Annotated in this window: 21 protein-coding genes; 9 read left to right on the top strand and 12 right to left on the bottom strand. The window is 57.4% G+C overall.

Going from position 1 to position 17760, the window contains the following annotated elements:
- Positions 1 to 69: 69 nt before the first annotated feature.
- Together ACN0VI_RS13185 and ACN0VI_RS13180 are read right to left on the bottom strand one after the other, a co-directional pair.
- Positions 70 to 1050: an AAA family ATPase gene (locus ACN0VI_RS13185; protein WP_417447095.1), complete on the bottom strand. Its 981-nt coding sequence runs from the start codon at positions 1048 to 1050 to the stop codon at positions 70 to 72.
- Between the two features lie 95 nt (positions 1051 to 1145).
- Positions 1146 to 1502 carry a hypothetical protein gene (locus tag ACN0VI_RS13180; protein WP_019406499.1) on the bottom strand — a complete coding sequence of 119 codons (357 nt, stop codon included), beginning with the start codon at positions 1500 to 1502 and terminating at the stop codon, positions 1146 to 1148.
- 503 nt (positions 1503 to 2005) lie between these two features.
- On the opposite strand from ACN0VI_RS13180, the gene ACN0VI_RS13175 reads away from it, so the two are divergent.
- Both ACN0VI_RS13175 and ACN0VI_RS13170 read left to right on the top strand, forming a co-directional pair.
- Positions 2006 to 2290 (top strand): DUF6283 family protein, encoded by a 285-nt coding sequence (locus tag ACN0VI_RS13175; protein ID WP_417447094.1) that lies wholly within the window; start codon positions 2006 to 2008, stop codon positions 2288 to 2290.
- Between the two features lie 11 nt (positions 2291 to 2301).
- Entirely contained in the window at positions 2302 to 2472 is a 171-nt protein-coding gene (locus ACN0VI_RS13170) for a hypothetical protein (protein ID WP_417447093.1), read from the top strand.
- A gap of 25 nt (positions 2473 to 2497) precedes the next feature.
- Here ACN0VI_RS13170 and ACN0VI_RS13165 read toward each other — a convergent pair whose 3' ends face one another.
- The 7 genes from ACN0VI_RS13165 to ACN0VI_RS13135 all read right to left on the bottom strand — a co-directional run bounded on the left by ACN0VI_RS13165 (position 2498) and on the right by ACN0VI_RS13135 (position 7669).
- The gene (locus tag ACN0VI_RS13165; protein WP_417447092.1) at positions 2498 to 3298 is read right to left on the bottom strand and encodes a hypothetical protein; all 801 of its coding nucleotides are present in this window, start codon (positions 3296 to 3298) and stop codon (positions 2498 to 2500) included.
- The gene (locus ACN0VI_RS13160; RefSeq protein WP_417447091.1) at positions 3291 to 4757 is read right to left on the bottom strand and encodes a 3'-5' exonuclease; all 1467 of its coding nucleotides are present in this window, start codon (positions 4755 to 4757) and stop codon (positions 3291 to 3293) included. The genes ACN0VI_RS13165 and ACN0VI_RS13160 overlap by 8 nt, the downstream gene beginning before the upstream one ends.
- 20 nt (positions 4758 to 4777) lie before the next feature.
- A complete protein-coding gene (locus ACN0VI_RS13155; protein WP_417447090.1) occupies positions 4778 to 5224 on the bottom strand; it encodes a hypothetical protein in 447 nt (148 codons plus the stop codon).
- 82 nt (positions 5225 to 5306) lie between these two features.
- Positions 5307 to 5486, bottom strand: a complete 180-nt coding sequence (locus ACN0VI_RS13150; protein WP_114249792.1) for a hypothetical protein — start codon at positions 5484 to 5486, stop codon at positions 5307 to 5309.
- Positions 5483 to 5767 (bottom strand): HU family DNA-binding protein, encoded by a 285-nt coding sequence (locus ACN0VI_RS13145; protein ID WP_114249791.1) that lies wholly within the window; start codon positions 5765 to 5767, stop codon positions 5483 to 5485. Before ACN0VI_RS13145 ends, ACN0VI_RS13150 begins: the two co-directional genes overlap by 4 nt.
- On the bottom strand, positions 5764 to 6186 hold the full coding sequence (locus ACN0VI_RS13140) for a hypothetical protein (RefSeq protein ID WP_417447089.1): 423 nt from the start codon (positions 6184 to 6186) through the stop codon (positions 5764 to 5766). The genes ACN0VI_RS13145 and ACN0VI_RS13140 overlap by 4 nt, the downstream gene beginning before the upstream one ends.
- Positions 6161 to 7669, bottom strand: a complete 1509-nt coding sequence (locus tag ACN0VI_RS13135; protein ID WP_172693571.1) for a DEAD/DEAH box helicase — start codon at positions 7667 to 7669, stop codon at positions 6161 to 6163. The genes ACN0VI_RS13140 and ACN0VI_RS13135 overlap by 26 nt, the downstream gene beginning before the upstream one ends.
- A 336-nt stretch (positions 7670 to 8005) precedes the next feature.
- On the opposite strand from ACN0VI_RS13135, the gene ACN0VI_RS13130 reads away from it, so the two are divergent.
- Positions 8006 to 8908 (top strand): DNA-binding protein, encoded by a 903-nt coding sequence (locus tag ACN0VI_RS13130; protein ID WP_181087037.1) that lies wholly within the window; start codon positions 8006 to 8008, stop codon positions 8906 to 8908.
- 6 nt (positions 8909 to 8914) lie between these two features.
- Here ACN0VI_RS13130 and ACN0VI_RS13125 read toward each other — a convergent pair whose 3' ends face one another.
- The 3 genes from ACN0VI_RS13125 to ACN0VI_RS13115 all read right to left on the bottom strand — a co-directional run bounded on the left by ACN0VI_RS13125 (position 8915) and on the right by ACN0VI_RS13115 (position 11844).
- The gene (locus ACN0VI_RS13125) at positions 8915 to 10180 is read right to left on the bottom strand and encodes a Y-family DNA polymerase (RefSeq protein ID WP_417447088.1); all 1266 of its coding nucleotides are present in this window, start codon (positions 10178 to 10180) and stop codon (positions 8915 to 8917) included.
- Positions 10181 to 10198: 18 nt separating this feature from the next.
- A complete protein-coding gene (locus tag ACN0VI_RS13120) occupies positions 10199 to 11329 on the bottom strand; it encodes a hypothetical protein (RefSeq protein WP_237145166.1) in 1131 nt (376 codons plus the stop codon).
- Positions 11330 to 11403: 74 nt separating this feature from the next.
- On the bottom strand, positions 11404 to 11844 hold the full coding sequence (locus ACN0VI_RS13115; protein WP_237145165.1) for a LexA family protein: 441 nt from the start codon (positions 11842 to 11844) through the stop codon (positions 11404 to 11406).
- Between the two features lie 172 nt (positions 11845 to 12016).
- Here ACN0VI_RS13115 and ACN0VI_RS13110 point away from each other — a divergent pair, with 172 nt between their 5' ends.
- The 6 genes from ACN0VI_RS13110 (at position 12017) to ACN0VI_RS13085 (ending at position 17514) form a co-directional block, all read left to right on the top strand.
- Positions 12017 to 12562, top strand: a complete 546-nt coding sequence (locus ACN0VI_RS13110; protein WP_417447087.1) for a hypothetical protein — start codon at positions 12017 to 12019, stop codon at positions 12560 to 12562.
- A 148-nt stretch (positions 12563 to 12710) separates the two neighbouring features.
- Entirely contained in the window at positions 12711 to 13202 is a 492-nt protein-coding gene (locus tag ACN0VI_RS13105) for a hypothetical protein (RefSeq protein ID WP_279648781.1), read from the top strand.
- A gap of 262 nt (positions 13203 to 13464) precedes the next feature.
- Positions 13465 to 13722 carry a hypothetical protein gene (locus tag ACN0VI_RS13100; protein WP_279648782.1) on the top strand — a complete coding sequence of 86 codons (258 nt, stop codon included), beginning with the start codon at positions 13465 to 13467 and terminating at the stop codon, positions 13720 to 13722.
- Positions 13723 to 14640: 918 nt separating this feature from the next.
- Positions 14641 to 14775 carry a hypothetical protein gene (locus ACN0VI_RS13095; RefSeq protein ID WP_417447086.1) on the top strand — a complete coding sequence of 45 codons (135 nt, stop codon included), beginning with the start codon at positions 14641 to 14643 and terminating at the stop codon, positions 14773 to 14775.
- Between the two features lie 117 nt (positions 14776 to 14892).
- Entirely contained in the window at positions 14893 to 15723 is an 831-nt protein-coding gene (locus ACN0VI_RS13090) for a replication initiation protein (protein ID WP_417447085.1), read from the top strand.
- Between the two features lie 66 nt (positions 15724 to 15789).
- A complete protein-coding gene (locus ACN0VI_RS13085) occupies positions 15790 to 17514 on the top strand; it encodes a DUF4942 domain-containing protein (protein ID WP_417447084.1) in 1725 nt (574 codons plus the stop codon).
- Positions 17515 to 17760 lie beyond the last annotated feature (246 nt).

Below are 17760 nucleotides of genomic sequence, written 5' to 3'. Positions count from 1 at the left end.
TTTCTCTAAAGCAAAAAAAGGGGGAACTTCGCCCCTAAGGGGAAAGTTCCCCCTCAGGGCTGTTTACGATTAGAACGGTTTATCTACTTCAACCGGCCAGTCGTTACCAAACACGCTGCTTGCCATCTTATCGATTGCAAGCTTCTGCACTTTGTCGCAGCGATTAAGCAGCGACTCTTGCAGAGCGAGTTTCAACGGGTTTTTCTTCTTGGCCAATGTATATCCATTGCCAATCCGAGCCCAACGCAACAAAGTCCGAGTGGACATTGTAACGCTGAGATAGTTACCGCCTTTACCTTGGTGTTGATCACGAACACTATTTGCAATCTTCACCATGTTCTCGACGATTTCCTTTGTTATCCCTGGTACGGCTTTAACGACCAGATCAACTTCATCCTTCGGCTCAAGGTATTCCACCTCGAACACTCGGAATCGGTCGAGCGATGCCAGGTTCTGCTGCATCGTAGCGGCATAAACCCCCATCTCATCCGACTGCCCTGCCGTGTTGCCGCAAGCGACGAAACGGAAATTGGCATGTGGCCGAATGACCTCGCCGTTGTTTTCAGCGATCACCAGTGGACGCCCCTCCATTACCGCGTGGAGGCCCACCGTTACCGAAGGATCGAGGGTGTCGTACTCGTCCAGGACGAACACGAGCCCATGTCGCATAGCCTTGGTGAGCGGCCCGTCCACGAATTTCGTGTTCAGATCGCCCGACACAGGGTCCGTTACTGGCAGGTTGTAGCCTGTCAACTCCGGCATCTCCATGCGGCTATGTGCTGAGACGGTAATGCTTGGCCAGTTGAGTCGCGCGCACGTTTGTTCGACGAGCGAAGACTTACCGGCACCCGTTGGGCCGACGAGCAAACAGCTGTCACCTGCCGGGGCGTAAAGCCAACTCATAAACTGAGAAAGCAGTTCCTTCCTGAAGAAGTACGGCTTTGTTGGCTCAACGTGTTGCGAAAGATTGTGGTTTGGCGAAAAAGCCGGCGCAGTTGCATCGGATTGGAAGCCAAACTCTTTCATTCCAACTTGGATATTCAGTTGCATTTTATTTCTCCATTCTCAAAAGCAAGTTGCCCAAAGACGGAGAACTCCCATAGGGGATATCTCCCCCGATGGGTAGGTTGGTTATTTGTTGCGGCTTATGCAGCTGCTACAAGAGAAACAAGGACATGTCCCTGTTCAAGGTTTTTCTTGGTGAAAGACACCACTGGCTTGAGGCCGTGATACAGAAGCTCACGGCAAAGCGTAGCGTTCATCCAAGGCGGGCAGGCGACCAGAACGTCAACCGCACCCGTTTTCTTAGCCTCCTGCAGGGCGATCTCACCCAGGCGCTCAACGCGACTGGTGATAATCTCCGGCGAGGGAGGGGTCGGGAAATACAGAAGATCTCGGATTTCCTGAAACTGTTTCCAATCCGACAAATCGTGAACGCCGAAACGTTCCATCTCGGCAGTAGCCTTGAACTTCGTCAGATTGATTACGTGCTGCTTTTCCATTTCTCTACTCCAGATTTGAGCGGAGAAATCCCCCTTACGGAGATTCCCCGCAAGGGCTATTGGGCTGAATGAGTCGTCAGCTTCGACCCGTGCTAGGCACGGAACAAACACCAACGCGCATGCGTGGGTGATTGATTTCTGGAGCGGCACCTTTCGGTACACTTGGAGTGCGAGACGTTTGCACGTCTGCAAGAGATCTTTAGCTGTTCAGCGCACAGCTTGCGCCAGAGCATCATGCCATCGCCTGGATGGGTTTCACAAGGGGGGCACACAAGATCCTGACCCACTCAGGGAGTATGGGGCTCGGCTTCAGCGCAACCAATTACTCGACCCACGGGACTGAAGGTCTTGGGACGCGCTTCCCTAGTTATCTGACCAAAAGGTGGTGACCTTTCAGGCCTTCCATGTGTGCGGGCTATGGGAGAATGCCAGCATGGAGTTGGGATTACGCAAAGTGCCGTTACGCTCGACTTATCTCAACATTTCGTGGAAACCGCCGAGCCATGTCCAAGCTGCCACACATCAAGAAGCCGTGCCGGGATTGCCCGTTTCGCAAGGACACCTTGCAGGGCTGGCTGGGCAAAGATCGGATGACCGAGATACTGGCCGCTGACTCGTTTGTTTGCCACAAGAAGACGGACATGCAGTGCGCCGGGCACATGCTCATCAACGGCCAGGACAATGCATTTGTGCGCCTCGCGGATCGGCTTCGCATCCCCCTAGACTTAACCGGCAGCGAGCTGGTTTTCGAGAGCAAAACGGCCTGTATCGAACACCATTCCAGTTAAGGGTATTTCACATGGCAGAGCTGCAGAAGGTACTCGGTTGGCGAGTCGAGTTTGAAGATGGTTCGGTTGAGATGTGGCCGGCAGAGGACATCCAAGGTACCCCTGCTTTTGGGCGTTGGGTGACCCCGCTCGGGGCGTGTGGACCTACTGTTGACCAAGCTCCTGAACAAGGTGGCGAGTAGATCCAGGACAACCTTCGTTGGTCACTCAGATATCGCCGCGCGCCCCTCTGATGAACTGAACTACTTGCAGGCACAGAGAGGGGATCACGATGAGTGCCAGCCCGCCGAGGATCGTCAAGGTGACCAAGCTCACGGCCCCGTAAAGGGCTCCCCACATGCCCCTTTCTATTTGGAGCGTCACCACTCGAACGATGCTGTCGAGATCATTGCCTACGTCTGGCCCGTACACCCAGAACAGATCGATGGCCACAGCTACAGCTGCTGCAAACCCCACCAATACGATCAAGCCCCGCAAGCCGGATTTGATATCTGCCAGGCTCGGAATTGCGTGCATGCTGATGATTGTCGCCAATAGCACAGCACCTAACCCCACCGGGCCGGTCATGGCCTGAGCCCAGGCTGCGAGAGCGGTACCTACGACTACTCCGCCAAGCCACCCCACGATATGTCCTACGCCACTATCCGGCAGCTCAGCTGGCCCACGGTTGGCCAGCAGAAGCCCCACGATGACGGCTCCGGCGAGAAGCGGCGCAATGCCCTGCAAGGCCATCCCGAGCGCATGCTTCATTGAGTACGGCGAATAGCGGTACTCGACGAACCCTAGCGTGCCGGTGGCACTGTTCGGCTGATAGAACGCCATCTTCGTTATCCGCATACCAAACAGCACGCAGACCAATGCGTGAGACAGTTCGTGTACTGGCACCCCGATATAGCCCGTCAGCCGCGTCAGTTTGCGCGCACTGGGTGCAAGCCTGTGCATCATCAGGTCCCAGATGGTTATGACCGATGCAGGCACCAGCAGCAGGGCAACAAATAGCTCAATCATGGAGGGATTCTCTACTTGCAGGCAGCCCTCTCTTCGCCGCTCTGTGTGCTCGAACGATGATTGTTTGAACGATGGAATTGATGACAAGGGTTCGTCGCGCGCGCGTCACGGCCACATACAGAAGGTTCAGCTCATCACCTACTTGCGAGGGGTCTACTCGTTCCTCATCGAAAATGTCCGGGAAATCTTCCTCCAGCAGCACTACATCCCATTCCAGGCCCTTGGCTCGATGCGCAGTGCTCAGCACCACGTCAGCTTCGGTGATGTCATCGACCGTGCATTGACGCAGCGATGAGATCAGTCGGGGGATGTCACCGTAGGTTTTCAGAATCCGCATGGTGCGAAGCATCTCGGGATCTTCACTCGCCTCAGCAGCGTCGGTGTATGCCTCGTATGACTTGAAGTGCTTGAGCCGATAGTCCTGGATCTGGCTGTGCTTGTTGGTCTTCAGGTAGTAGACATCTTCGAGCTGTGACAGATTGTAGGCCTCGATTCCGCCGTTCCAGAACACAGTGAGTCCGTTGGCTACGGAGTCGATGGCAGACATCAGCACACCTGTCACGGTGCGGTTCAGGATGGTGTACTGGCCGCGTATCCCGGACATTGAGGTCTGCACTCTGTCAGCCGGCCCTAGCCCAACCAGTGGGCGTGTCTCGCCCTGGAGCCGCAGAATGGCATTGGCAACGCCAGCGATCATCGGCCCGAAGCGGAACGAGTTGGTCAGGTACATCGCTTCGGCGCCCTGCTCGATCTGCTTATCCAGGGCGTTTTCCGCGCCGCGCCACCTGTAGATCTGCTGCCATTTATCCCCTACAAAAATCTTCTGCCCACGCTGGCCGGCGACTATGGCTCCAAGGACGGGGTTTGTATCTTGTGCCTCATCGAGCAGGATGCAGTCGTAGTCGAGCTGCGGATCGCTAAGCTGGTACAGCTTCAGGTATGCGTCATGCGCGCAGACAAAAGCGCTCTTCTCGTCGGTCATGGCCTCCCAGACTGCCCCCGCCCCGTTGAGTAGTTTTTCGATGCGTGAATCTCCGTATGCGTCTCGCTCTTCGTCCGAGAGAGCCGCGATGAAATGGCACATGCCAATTTCCGGTTCTGCACTGCTGGTGAAGTTGTTGAAGACGGCCATGACGTGCCGCACGAACCCCCAATCGCGTGTCGCAAGTAGCTTGGAGACATCGGTGAGCTTCGGATTGCCCAGCTTATGGGCGTACCGGGTGCCAAAGCCCGGCCATGCCAACTGATGGCCTGTCTTGCAGATCACGTTGTCAGGGAATCGGGCCATGGCCTCATCCTTGATGGCCTTGTTGTAAGCCAGGTACAGAATCTTGATCGACGTGTTGGCGTGGGCGAAGGCTTCGAGCGTTGCCGTTTTTCCGCAGCCTGCATACGCCTTCACAACGAGATATGGCCCGCGATAGTCGATGATCGGTTGTTGTTCGTGGGTCGGATTCACAGAGAAAAATTCGCCTGGGATTACTGGCAGCTGACCGCGACACGATCAGCACGGAGGACAAAGACGGCTTGAGCGCTGATGAACCAGAGCTTGCTCACCAGGATGAACAGATGGGGGCTCTCGAAGAGCAGCAGCAGGGCGAATTCCACCGTCGCACTGAACAGGATGAGAACGATCATGGCTGCCGAGCTTCGCCGGCCGAGCACAACGTAAAGCACACAGATCGCTATGCCGGTTACCAGAGCGGCTTCCCAGAACGCCAAGAACTCAACTTGATCGATGGCGACCGGAAGCAGCGCAGTTACTCCGGCGACAAGGCTCGCGACGATGCCGAGTAGCAGCATGTGCGCGCCCCCCAGATCAAGCCCCGCGCCCCGATGGCGGAAAGTCAGAATCATCCAGGCGTGGCTCGCTAAGTCTGTGAAATGACCGGCGCCGGTGGTCTTGCCGCAAGGAATCATGGACATGAAAAAGCCCCTTGGTGGTGGCGGTATGGTCCCATACGCAGCCACCACCAAAAGGGGCTAAAGCAGCACGATTGTTGTAGGTTTAGCCCTCCCCTCCCCCCAGAAGCTGCGCGCAGCGTCGGGACATCAGATCGCTCAACACTTCGGCGTCATTGGCGGCGTCCACAGGATCTCGCAGGGACGCCGCGATTAGCGCATCACGCAGCCAGTGGCTGGTGTCAGGGGCCGCGATGACCCGCTGAATTTCCTCATGGATACTCATTTTCCCGCCTGATTGACGGCATCCTTGAACGCCTTTCCGGGGGTGAACTTCGGGGTCGTCGATGCGGCAATGGTGATCTTCGCTCCGGTCTGAGGATTGCGCCCATCGCGCTCAGGCCGGCTCACCGGCTCGAAAGCGCCGAAGCCGACCAGTACCACTTTGTCCCCTGCAGCCACGGTGTCCTGGATCGTCCCAATCATGGCGTTGAGAATTTCGTTTACAGCGGTTTGGCTGTGGCCTGCCCGCTCTGCAACGGCCTTTACCAGTTCCTGTCGAGTCATGCGGTATCTCCTGTGCTTGTTGGAATGCAGTTTTCTGTTTCGAGAGCCCATTGGCTCAGATTGCGATGCCCTGGCCCGACTCCACTTTTGGCCGTGCCTCGCTGTTCGGCGCGTGGCCGCGCGGCTCGATCCATTGGCAGTGACGTACCCCTGCATGGGTCTTGCAGCTGGGCAGGATGTAGACCGGGATCGGCCGAACGGGTGTGGTGACGGCATCTCGCGCCGCTTGGGTGGTCGGCACGCTGCTCGGCGCAGCGTGGTTGGCGCAACCAGTGAGTGTTGCCATTAGGAGTGCGTAAGCAGTAAGTCGCTTCTGGTAGCAGTGCACAGCAATTTCCTTGATGCCGATTGACTGCAGATAGCTTGCCCCTGGTAGGGAAAATCCCAAGGCCCTCATGCGCGCCGCTTACTCTTCGCACGCCTGACGTTGTAGCCCTTGACCCATTGCTGCATCGGCTCGCCTGGCGGCACCGACGCAACCGTGTTCACCCACTCGCGCGGGATTGGCTCAGCCATGAACGCCTGATAGGCGCCTTGCGCCCACATAGGACTTTTGCCTTTCATCTGGGCATACCCCAGCAGCTCTGCGTAAGCGTGTTGCTTCGTGTTCGGGGCCAGCTTGGTCTTGCGGTCTGCCAATTTAACCAGAACGCCAGCTGCTACTTCCACGCCGGCGTCGATCTTGATCTCGAACCCGCAGCGGGGACAGATCAACCCGGTCATCACAAAGCTGCAGGTGGGGCACGGCTTGGTCTTAGCTTCCTTGTCAGGGTTGTTATCCGGCTTGGCCCGGTCTACCGGGTCACCGTCACCCATGTCGAGCCGATCTGGTAGCGGGTCAGTGGGGAGCCCGTTACGCAGAAGATTCCCCGCATGGTCGATGATGATGCCGTTGGTCTTGCCTTCGAATATCCGCAAAACCCGTCCCAGAATCTGGTAGTGCAACATCAGGCTCTTGGTCGGGCGGGCGATCACAATGCACGAGGTCCTGGGATCATCGAACCCCTTGGCTAGCATCCCCACTGAAACCAGCACCTTAATCTTGCCAGCCTTGTAGAGCCGAATAATCTCGTCGGACTCGTCGGCGTGCATGTATCCGTCGATGTGCGCGGCCATCACGCCCGCATTGAAAAACGACTCGGCAAGTTGCTTGGCGTGATGGACGTTGCAGGCAAATACAAGGGTTTGGCGGTTTTCGCCCAGTTGCTTCCAGTGGCTTACAACGTCGCCCAGGATATCCGCGCCACCCATGACGCGGGCTAGCTCATCTTCCGCCCAATCGCCGTCAGTCGATGTTCCTACACCTTTCAGGTCAGGCACATGCGGGGCGTAACACTCGGCTGGGACAAGGAAGCCTTGTTCTGTCAGCTGCTGAGTGCTGATGCGGTTGACCAAACGGTCATAGATTTTGCCGAGCCCCCGCTTGAACGGCGTTGCGCTCAATCCGATCACCGGAACCTTGTTTTTGCGGCACCACTGGATCAGATCCTGATGCGCCTTGAACAGGACGTGCGCCTCATCGATCACCACCAGTTTGGGCGGCTGAGTTCTCAGCAACCAGTCCAGGCGCGGCCCGAGAGACTGAACAGTCGCCACCTGAACCACTTTCGTGTAGTCGGTGCACGGGTGATTCGACTGAATTGCGCCGGCATATATGCCATCGGCGTGGAAGCGCGCCAGCGTCTGATCAAGCAGTTTGACGCTATCGACTATGAACCAGACCTTGTTCTGCTTTGCCGCCGCGTTGGCGATGACGTATTTCGCGACCTCGGTCTTGCCCGAGCCGGTAGGGCTCATGAGCATCTGCACGAGGAATTGCTGGCGAATTCCCTCACGCAAATCTGAAACCTGATCGTTTTGGTAAGCCCTGAGCTGCATGGTGCCTCCCTGAAGTGCTGACATCAGGAGAACACTACTTCTGGGAAACCCAAGCCCGGCTGACCGATGAGCCCCGACACCCCCATTTCGCTGACGCGCTGCCCACGGCTGGCCTCGGCGCGCCGGGCACCTCTATGGGCGGTACTGGCAATTCGCGGGATCTGCGGCGCCACCTGAGCGCTGGGCTCGCCCCACGCCGACTCGACATATGCGTCAGCGATAAGAGCGTGAGTAGCAAACGCCTGATCAGCAACCCTGCAGTAGCACGGCGGTGTTGTATCGGCTCCAATAATCACAGCATTAATAACGTTATGTGTTATTATGTTATTCGTTATCTGTTATTTCGTTACGGAGCACACCATGGCCAACATCACACCGGATAGGGTTTTCGCTGCAGCAGATGCCCTTGAGGCCTCAGGCAGCCGCGTCTCCGTGCGCTCCGTGCGCGATTATCTTGGTGGGGGCTCGCCAAACCAGATCACCCCACTGCTCGCCAGCTGGCGTGCACGCAAGCCTTCAGTGGCGGCGCCGGAGATTCAGCTGGACCCTCGCATCGTCCAGCTCATTGCCGAGCAAGTCCGCGCAGCAGCCGGCGAAGCCGCCGTTCGCGCCGATGAGCGCGCAAACGAGGCCGAGGACACCCTGACGCTGTGCCAGCAGGAAAATAGCGAGCTGGCCGAGCAGCTGGCCACGACCCTCCGCGCCCTGGACGAAGCCCGCGCCAAGGTCGAGCAGCAGGCAGGGACCATCAGCGAGATCCGCGAGGAGATCGAGCGCGTGCGCAGCGAAGCCGAGGAAGAGGTGGAGGAAGCCAACACCAGGGCAAACCGTGAGCGAGAAGTGGCAGAGACGGCGCAGCACGCCCTGGCCCGAGCCGAACTGCGGCTCGAATCCATGCCTCGCCTGGAAGGGGAAGTGGAACGGCTCCGCACCGCGCTCGACGAGGCACTGTCCGGTAAGCAGTCGGCAGAGCAACAGGCGGCAGTCGCCGCCGCCAAGCTCGATGCCGCTACCCAGCGTGTGTCGGCAGCAGAAGAGCGCGAGCGTGAGGCACGCCAGCAGCAGGCAGCAGCTCAGGAGGCAGCCGCCCGTGCCAACGGCGATGCCCACCAGGCCCAAATCACGCTGCAGGCCGTGCAGGCGCGGCTTGAGTCCACCAGCAGAGAACTGGAAACCGCCAGGGGCAGCTTGAGCGAGCTGAAGGAAGAGCTGAAGGAGCTTCGCGCTGAGAAGAAGCCAGCAAAGAACGGTGAGCAGGGCTAGGCACCCTCAGCAGCGCGCTTGGGGTAATCCCTGCCAGGAGGTGGTGTAGGTCGGGCTCAGATGCTTCTGCCGCATCACCCATCCGCCGCCCTCATGATCGCTGCCGAGGCGAATAGCTCCCCTGCCCTGTCTGGCGTTGATCGCATCCATCACCTGCATGACTGCCTTGCTGCCGCTGCGCGGCGCCGGTGCGAAGAGGTCGCCGGTGATGGCACCCCGCTCGACGAACTGGCTTAGGATCACACCGGCTTTGGCATAGGCCACGCCTTCTCGAAATATCGCGCCGAGCCCTTGCTGAGCTGCCGCAACCAGATCGCGTGTGTCGTCGGTCGGGTACGGCAGTGCCATGATCCGCGTTCCGCTGAAGCGCTCGCCGGGCGCAAAGGCGCTGCTTTGGGCAAAGACCTGAATGCAGTTGGCCAAACTCCCCTGGGCGCGCAGCTTGCCAGCAGCAACCGAGGTGTAATGCGCCACGGCGCTACGCAGGGATTCCAAGCGGTAAATCTTCTCCCCGAATGTCCGCGAGCTGATGATCTGCTGCTTGCGCTCCGGGCCTGCATCGCCAAAAGGGAAACATGGAATGCCACACAGCTCGCGCGCGGTGCGCTCGACGTTGACGCTGAAATACCGGCGCAACAGCTTCGGATCGGCATTGGCTAGCTGCCAGGCGGTCTTGATGCTCAGTTCCGCTTCGAGTCTTGCACTCAGCCTCCGGCCGATCCCCCAAACCTCGCCCACCGGCGCATAGCGCAGCAACTTTTCCTGCCGCAAAGGATCGGTCAGCAGCACCACGCACCCGGTTTTGGCCTTCCACTTCTTCGCAGCCCAGTTGGCCATCTTGGCGAGCGTTTTGGTGGGGCCTATGCCGACACCCACCGGCAGACCAATGCGCTGCATCACTTCTGCCTGTGCCTGTCTGCCCCAAGCCTCCGGGTCGGCAATACCATCGAGCCATGAAAAACATTCGTCGATGGAGTACGGGGATATTCGAGGCGACTGCTCCTCCAGGATGGCCATCATGCGGTTGCTGAGCGATTGGTAGAGCGAGTAGTTCGAGGAGAAAATCTTCACCTGATTTCGGGAGGCCAATTCCCGCAGCTCGAACACCGGCTGCCCCATCTTGATACCAAGCGCTTTGGCCGGGTCGTTGCGGCTGACCACGCAGCCATCACCGTTACTGGCCACCACCACCGGGAAGTCGCGCAGCCACGGCTGGAACAGGATCTGCGCCGAGCAGTAGAAAGCGTTGGCGTCGATCAGGGCAATCGTCATGGTACCCAGCCGCCCGAATCAGTCTTGTTCATCGTCCAACAGCGTCCGGCGAAGGAAGCTTTCCAGCGCACCATCCTCGATGCGCCAAGTGCCGTGTTCAAGGTTTCCAATGAGTTCGGCGCGCTGCAACCGCTTGAGCGCTGCTTGTACCTGCGCCGATGACGGAGCCGTACCGCTCGGCAGCCCGTCGCCAAGCCGGTTTCGGTAGTCTGCCGAGAACAGCGATTCGCCGGTGAGAATGCCAACGAGCAACGCCTGATCCAGCGGCGGCAGGCCCTCGATCAGGGTGGAGAATTGGCCTTCATCGAGCATGGAAGCCCAGACGATTTTATCCGCCTCGGCTACCGACAGGTTCTGGGTCAGGCTCAGGTTGTAAATCTCGCGCAGGTGCTTGGGCATCATGCCGCGCCGTACATAGAGCGAGAACGCCTCGGCGGCATCCCACTGGCGCCCGGTCGCTTTCAGGAACATGCCGGCCAGGTGCTGTGCGAACTCCATGCCCAGGTCCGGGAAGCTGACCTCGGAGCCGTACTGATAAAATGGGGCTTTGCTGCGACGAAACATACGGGCCAGACCATGCTGGGATGAGCCGGTGAATACGGCGTAAACCAACCCTTGCGCGCCCTGCAGCAGCGTGCGAAGCGTGGCCGTGAATGTCTCGAAATCCTTGCGCGTCGCGAGGTGCTGAACCTCGTCGATGATCAGCAGCGCCTTGCCCTTGCCTAGCGTGCTGAACCGCTCGAACAGCTCCGGGAGAAGCAGGCCCGCGTCGTCGGCCAGATCCAGTCCAAGCGTCACGCCTTCAGTGCCCGCGCCGGCATTCACGCTGCTGATTACCTGACCCGGCCTCGTAAAGCGCAGGAGGTTGCGCCGCACGAATCCGGTTCCATGGATCGCTTCCTGCAAAGCTCGTGCAATCACCCGCTCGGGATGGTCCTTGTCCAGCCATAGGTCCGCTGTCGCCACCAGGAAACCCTTGTCTTTGGCCATCGGGATCAGATCGTTGCGCACGAACGTGGTTTTGCCCTTACGACGAGGGGCGAAGATGGTCGTAGCGGTTTGCAGGTTGTTCTCGAACCCCTGCAGAATAGACTCGGCAAGGGCGTGGCGCGGAAAGTGAAGCTGATCCTTGGTGGCGGTCGGGGTCATAATTATGCACCTTTATCCGGTATTGAATATTTATTCATTTTCGAATAATTACGCATAATCCCAAGCCACGCAACTCACCGGCCTGTGCCGATCTGGTGCAACGACCAGATGCAGACCCCCCACACCTCAAGCGTCTCCCCCTCCCCCAGCACAATCGGCGGGTAGGCCGGGTTCGCCGCCGCGAGGTAGAAATTGCCTTGTTCATCCTTGGCCAGCTCCTTGACGGTGAACTCGCATCCGATGATGGCCAGCACCACATCGCCGACCTTGGCCTCCTTCGCCTTATCCACCACCAGGATGTCGCCGTCGCGGATGCCGGTTCCGAGCATTGAGTCCCCTGACGCGCGGAAGAGGAAAATCGAGCTGGTCGGCCTGATACCCACCAGCTCATCGAGCGATAGATCCGGTACCGCGTAGTCGGCCGCAGGCGATGGGAACCCGCAGCTCACAGGCCCAGCCAGGGGGAGCGGTTGACTTGAGGCGCTTGGCGAGAGCTTGGCAGTGAGCGGGATCATGATGCGAAACCAATACTGTACATACAGACAGTATTCTAGTGCGGCAGCCTGAATCCTGAAACGAGTTTTTCCCCTGGGAATTCCAGTGATTGCTCGCCTTGGGTTTCGCCGGTTCCATGCAAGCCTGTTCTCGCGGGGATTGGCCCCGCAAATAATCACAGCGGAGTCACCAATGGACGAGGCTGGAAAAGCACGCGGTCGCAAATTTGCGGCCCAAATTGAGAGCGCTGGGTGGGTGCTGGACGCCGGTCAGGAAGATGTTACGTCCTCGGGAGGCTTCTGGCTCTATTCCTACAGCATTCCGCAGGGCTCGCGTCTGGTTGCTCAGCTGACACCTGAGGGGTATCGCGCTATGTGCTCGGGCGAAATGCTGAAGCATGCTGCCGGGCTCAGCCCAGTTGATGTGCTAGGGGGCGCCTTGTCTCATTACGATGCGCTGCGCCCAGAAAAACGGGATCGGGCTTCCTCTCGTGATCTGGCGCTGGCTTTGGCTCTGTATGCCAGTCATACCCAAACGCTCAAGGCTTTGCCACAGCTACGAGGTGGCCTCTCGTTGCACTTCATGGTTTTCGATTGGCATACCGCTCAGGGCACCCGCATTTTGAAGCCAGGTGCAGCACCTCACCCCTCCCCCATTACGCCCGCCGAACTGGAAGGTTTTTCCGCGCGTGTGCTGTTCGAGCACTTGATCAAGAACCCGAACGAGCGACCTGCATAGAACCGCTTTCAGGGAGGAATTTTCTTCTGGGTTTTGTAGGCATGTACGGGCCTCGCTGCCAGTAGCTCAGCAAAGGCACGCCGGCTCAGCTTGGGTTTCTTCGGGTCAGCGATAGCCTGGAAGCAATCCAAACAGCGAGGACACCCGTATGCAACCCCTCAACTTTTCCTTGATCTTCACCGGCACCGTCAACCCGAATGGTGGTGATGAGGAGGCCACTGGGATCGCCATGCAACGAGGCGAGCTGTACGCCAATCTTGAGCAGATCGTTTGCGATATCACCGGCCAGGGCCTGGTCACTGGGGACACGCCCGCCACTCTCGAAGATCACTCTCACCGCGTCCGTATCACTGAAGGGCGGTTCGACATGATGGCGATGCCAATTATCTCGATTGCGCACCTGGACCATCCGACTGCGCAGGCCGTGAGTGAAAAGCCGGACGCCTGTACCTGGGCCATCGTCGCCAATTACGGCGAAGGAATGTTCATTCGCTTCTTGGAGCAAGAGGGGCTTGAAGCAGAGCTGCCGCAGTGTGCCGCTGATATTCGCCAGTGGCTCAAGCGTCAGGGGCTCGATGGCTGGGTGCGCCTGGATCGGGACTGGGATGCCGTTGATGGCCTGAAGACCTACGAGTGGTAGTGCCAGTGGCCCTTGAAAGATTTCATTTGCTCGGGCGGCGTACCAGTGCCGCCTCCCTGGTGCTGCGGGGATGCTTCCAAGGAAAAGAGCTTGTCGAGGTTGCGCCTTGGTCCGGTGAACAAACGGACCATTGGCAGACCACTGTCCAGCTGCGCTTGGAAGGGATCACTGCCATCGTTGAGTTCAACCTGTTCTTCCCAGATGGCGGGGAAGATCCTAAACGTGTGGATTTGATCCGATTGCCGAACCAGGAAGCACCGAGATGAACATTGAGCGTGTTAGTGGGCAGCGGCCATACGTGGCGAGCTGGCAGGCGTATGGCGGACACATGATGTATGTCGGTGTCTTCCCCTCACATGTCTGCGGTCAGGTGCTGCTGGCAACCGCGGAGTCCTCCGAAGCGGCTGGGTTTGTGTCCGGTGAAGCTTGCGCTGCCGCACTGATGGCGTTCGGCTTCAAGGTTGACGGTGAAACGTGGATTGACATCGCTCCGATGTGCGGTCAGTTGGCGCTGTTCTGATCGCCCTACTCGGTTTGGGTCAGGGATTCTGATTTCACTGGGTACCTGCATGCAAAGCAGCATTCGTTGCTCGCAAATTTGCGTGCTCCATAGTTGCCAGATCAGAGGTGCGAGCAGCCAAGGTCCGCTCTTCCCCTGGTAGGGATGCCCTGTCGCTGCTAGCTGGCAAAGTTGGTTCGCAGGAGGTGGGAGTCGTGGTATCAGGCCCCAGGCCGGGGCTCGATCCCGCCTTGTCCACAACCGCCTGCCCTTTTAAATCTTTTTTTCTTGTTTTATGGCTTGTTTTTAAAAGCTTTATCGGAACGCTCCAGCCCTTCTACCATGCGGGTTTCAGAAGGGTCATGACTACAGATTCCCACCTTCATGACTACAGATTCCATGTCTCATGCCTACAGATTCCAGTCCTCATGACTACGGATTCCATGCTTCGTGCTACAGATTCCATGCGCTATCCACAGGCAGGTGCGAACGGGGGGTGAAGGGGCGAGGTCAGGGCTACAACAAAACAACCAATTTGCAAGGCTCAATCTTACGCTTTTCTTGTAGGTTTAAGCTTTCGGCACCACTGAAGGCCGCTAAATCATTGATCTTCAATCAGTTTTCCTTTTATCGGAACCTTGAGCTACTTCCGATTGTCCCGCTGGTCTCACAGCTACAAATTCCATGCTGTGAGCATGATCAATGTCACGATTTTGAGCCGCAGATCGGTCGATGGGGGCGGCCTCATGACTACAAATTCCATGTTCGGCAGCGCTCCGAACGGGCTCATGACTACAGATTCCATGTCATAAGCGAGGCTTCGAAGCCCTCACGACTACAAATTCCAGGCTTCATGACTACAGATTCCAGGTGGAAAAACTCCCTCTCTCGGCGTCATGACTACAGATTCCATGCGAAATGAGCGGGCTGGAACGTGTCATGACTACAAATTCCATGTTCCCAACCAGGGCGGCGTGGCCTTATGACTACAGATTCCATGCTGAAATGACCTCAGGAAATCCTCATGCCTACAGATTCCAGGTCGAGAAGATCACCCGTATCAAGCTGTCATGACTAAAGATTCCATTACCTGCCGGCACCGTGCGAGATATCTGCAGGATGGTCGGTTGGGGTTTCCGGGAAAGGCCTTTATGCTCAACACCCTGAATGACTTTTGACCAGGATTGAGGCATGGGAGACATCATCACGACTGATAACGTCGCCACTGAGCTAGACAGCGACACCAGCAATGAAACGATGATTTCGCCTCACGTTGTCTCCAAGCACAACGATCTGGTGGGCGCGTCCTATCGCTTGTCCGTGGCTGAGCAGCGGCTGATCCTGCTGGCCATTGCCAAGATCGATTCGCGCAAGCCCATGCCCAACGGGATCGTAGTCACCGCGCACGACTTCATGAGCCGGTACACGGTCAACAAGAGCGATGCCTACACCCAGCTCCAGGACGCCGCCAAGCAGCTGTTCAACGCCAAGATCACCTCCATCACCGGGACAGGCAAAGGCCGGGCGATCCACGAGGTCCGCTGGGTTGAGCGCTGCACCTATGTCAAAGGCGAAGGCCGGGTAGAGCTTCTTTTCTCCACGACCGTTAAGCCATATCTCTCCAGGCTGATCGGCCATTACACGTCCTACGACCTTTGGCGTGTTTCCGGCATCGAATCAACCTATAGCTTTCGACTCTTTGAGATGCTGATGCAGTACAAGTCGAAAGGATGGCTTTACATCACAGTTGAGGAGCTGCGCCGGCGCCTTCAGCTCGGCGATGCCTATGAGCGCTTTAGTAATCTGCGCAGTCGTGTAATCGATGCTTCAGTGAAAGAGCTGCGCAATAAATGCAGCATGGAACTGGACTACGAGTTAATAAAAGAGCACCGGACAGTTAAGGCAATTAAATTCAACTTTAGACTGCTCGATCAAATGACGCTCCAGTTCCAGAATGGGAATTTTCCCCCTGAGGACCTTGAGCAAGACATGAACGATATCATTGCTGAGCCCGAAAGTTAGGTAGCGCTGATTTGGGTATTTAAGCCCGCGCGGGACAATTTGGTCATTTCCTTATAGGTGATGACCATGTTAAACAACATACCCGCCACTGAGCCAGAAGTAATACCTGCCGATATTATTGATACGTTTTATGCTCCGGTCGCTTTCGACCGATTCTCCTCCCTTGTCTCAGCTTATGAGGCAACCAAGAGAAAGATATTGGAAGTGCATGCTATCTACACCCAAGAGAATGTCTCGGGTGTTATGCACTACTTTTTCAATGGGAACAGTAAAGACAAGTACGGCCACTCGGCAAGTCTTCGTCACACAAACTCGTTCTCCGAGATATTTCAACTCCAAGGCGCCCTGTTTGAGCTGGAAGCCACATACTGGGATAAAGCGCTGCGGGAAACGGACCTGATGGACTATATGCCGCAGGAGCGCCGTAATCAGTGGAATGAAATCCTGAACGCCTGGCGTGACCATAATTATGTAAAGGGCCAGAACCCAGAACGTGATATGCCGGATTTTAATATCGACAATCTTCGGAGCACGATCATTTCTTTGCAGGCTCGGAGAGCCGAGTTCTTGGCTGAGCGGGTAGATGGAATATTCAAGGGACTATCGCGTCAGCACGTAACGAATGTTCCAGAGGGATTCTCCAAGCGCATGATCATGAGTGGCGTGTTCAACGAGTGGGGAAGCACGTCGCATGATCGCGAGGGGTATATCCACGACCTGCGGATGGTGATCGCGAAATTCATGGGTCGCGACGATCCCTGCCGATCTTCAACGGGACGACTACTGCAGACCGCTCGCGCGGCGTCTGGAGAGTGGATCGAAGCGGACGCCGGCGCATTTCGGGTGAAGGCGTTCAAGGTGGGCACAGCTCACCTGGATGTGCATCCTGAGATGGCGTATCGGCTCAATAGCATCCTTGCTTATCTGCACCCTGCAGCCATACCTGAATCGTTCCGCAAGCGGCCGAAGCGGGCACCTACAGGCACATTCAAGAACAGGCCACTGTTTGATCGGCCATTTTCAAATGCGGTAGGGGCTCTGCTGGCCCAGATCGAGCCTTTCAAGAAGATGGTTAAGTCTGAAAGCTTCCGTCGCGAATACGACTACATTCCGGTGCGTAACGCGGTGTCCCTGCCCTTCTCCTGCCGTGAGCACAGCAAGCATCTACGGGCCGAGGTCGGAGCCGTCATGCAGGCGCTCGGCGGCGTGCTGACGCCATGCGCGGAACAACCCAGGATCACGTATTGGCAGTTCGATTTTGATGCACTGGACCTGATCCACGAAACTGCCGCGTTGGGGGTCCTGCCGGACCAGCGGTCACATCAATTCTTCCCCACCCCCGAGGCGGTAGCACGCCAACTGGTGGATTGGCTGGATATCGGCCTGCTGGATACCGTGTGTGAGCCTCAGGCTGGTCAAGGAGGCATTGCGGATCTACTACCGAAGGATCGTACCCGGTGCGTAGAGATCAGCCCCCTGCACTGCGAAATCCTGCGCAAGAAGGGACATCAGGTCATCGAGGGCGATTTCCTCGCCTGGAGCCCTGGTGATGCCTTCTCTGTGATCGCGATGAACCCACCCTATGGCGAGGGGCGTTGGCAGGCGCATCTGCAGCATGCGGGCACTCTGGTAGCCCAGGGCGGGCGTATTGGTGCGGTGCTCCCTCTGAGTGCTCGCGGCAAGGCTGCGGATCTCCTTCCAGGCTTCGACCTTGAGTTTTCGCAGCCAATCGAGAACGCATTTGCCGGTACGTCTATAAGCGTGCTCCTTCTCAAGGCAACTAAGCGCTAAGAATTGGGATTCGCCAAAGCTCGATCATTGTAATCGAGCACGACTTATCGCGCCTATCAGCGGATAGGCGCAGATATTGGGCTAAGAGAAATATCGGTGCTTTATGAAATGGTTTTATTGGCTACTTGTGCTGTACCTGATGATCGCTCTTTATGGTGCGGTCAGATCACAGAGTCATTGGAATGCCGTCAGTATCATCACTCAGTTACTGATTTGGATCTATATGTATCGGGCACACAAACAGGA

This window comes from Kangiella sp. (assembly GCF_048265365.1).
In the GTDB taxonomy this organism is placed as follows: domain Bacteria; phylum Pseudomonadota; class Gammaproteobacteria; order Enterobacterales; family Kangiellaceae; genus Kangiella.
The sequence above is the reverse complement of the archived record's forward strand: the minus strand, read 5'-3'. Positions and strand labels throughout refer to the sequence as shown.

Excerpts from the sequence above, each read along its gene's own strand:
- ACN0VI_RS13180 (WP_019406499.1), bottom strand. The coding sequence starts at position 1,502 with ATGGAAAAGCAGCACGTAATCAATCTGACGAAGTTCAAGGCTACTGCC.
- ACN0VI_RS13170 (WP_417447093.1), top strand. The coding sequence starts at position 2,302 with ATGGCAGAGCTGCAGAAGGTACTCGGTTGGCGAGTCGAGTTTGAAGAT.
- ACN0VI_RS13120 (WP_237145166.1), bottom strand. The coding sequence starts at position 11,329 with ATGACCCCGACCGCCACCAAGGATCAGCTTCACTTTCCGCGCCACGCC.
- ACN0VI_RS13135 (WP_172693571.1), bottom strand. The coding sequence starts at position 7,669 with ATGTCAGCACTTCAGGGAGGCACCATGCAGCTCAGGGCTTACCAAAAC.
- ACN0VI_RS13085 (WP_417447084.1), top strand. The coding sequence starts at position 15,790 with ATGTTAAACAACATACCCGCCACTGAGCCAGAAGTAATACCTGCCGAT.
- ACN0VI_RS13185 (WP_417447095.1), bottom strand. The coding sequence starts at position 1,050 with ATGCAACTGAATATCCAAGTTGGAATGAAAGAGTTTGGCTTCCAATCC.
- ACN0VI_RS13110 (WP_417447087.1), top strand. The coding sequence starts at position 12,017 with ATGGACGAGGCTGGAAAAGCACGCGGTCGCAAATTTGCGGCCCAAATT.
- ACN0VI_RS13125 (WP_417447088.1), bottom strand. The coding sequence starts at position 10,180 with ATGACGATTGCCCTGATCGACGCCAACGCTTTCTACTGCTCGGCGCAG.
- ACN0VI_RS13130 (WP_181087037.1), top strand. The coding sequence starts at position 8,006 with ATGGCCAACATCACACCGGATAGGGTTTTCGCTGCAGCAGATGCCCTT.
- ACN0VI_RS13105 (WP_279648781.1), top strand. The coding sequence starts at position 12,711 with ATGCAACCCCTCAACTTTTCCTTGATCTTCACCGGCACCGTCAACCCG.
- ACN0VI_RS13165 (WP_417447092.1), bottom strand. The coding sequence starts at position 3,298 with ATGATTGAGCTATTTGTTGCCCTGCTGCTGGTGCCTGCATCGGTCATA.
- ACN0VI_RS13115 (WP_237145165.1), bottom strand. The coding sequence starts at position 11,844 with ATGATCCCGCTCACTGCCAAGCTCTCGCCAAGCGCCTCAAGTCAACCG.
- ACN0VI_RS13175 (WP_417447094.1), top strand. The coding sequence starts at position 2,006 with ATGTCCAAGCTGCCACACATCAAGAAGCCGTGCCGGGATTGCCCGTTT.
- ACN0VI_RS13090 (WP_417447085.1), top strand. The coding sequence starts at position 14,893 with ATGGGAGACATCATCACGACTGATAACGTCGCCACTGAGCTAGACAGC.
- ACN0VI_RS13150 (WP_114249792.1), bottom strand. The coding sequence starts at position 5,486 with ATGAGTATCCATGAGGAAATTCAGCGGGTCATCGCGGCCCCTGACACC.
- ACN0VI_RS13100 (WP_279648782.1), top strand. The coding sequence starts at position 13,465 with ATGAACATTGAGCGTGTTAGTGGGCAGCGGCCATACGTGGCGAGCTGG.
- ACN0VI_RS13155 (WP_417447090.1), bottom strand. The coding sequence starts at position 5,224 with ATGTCCATGATTCCTTGCGGCAAGACCACCGGCGCCGGTCATTTCACA.
- ACN0VI_RS13095 (WP_417447086.1), top strand. The coding sequence starts at position 14,641 with ATGACTACAAATTCCATGTTCCCAACCAGGGCGGCGTGGCCTTATGAC.
- ACN0VI_RS13145 (WP_114249791.1), bottom strand. The coding sequence starts at position 5,767 with ATGACTCGACAGGAACTGGTAAAGGCCGTTGCAGAGCGGGCAGGCCAC.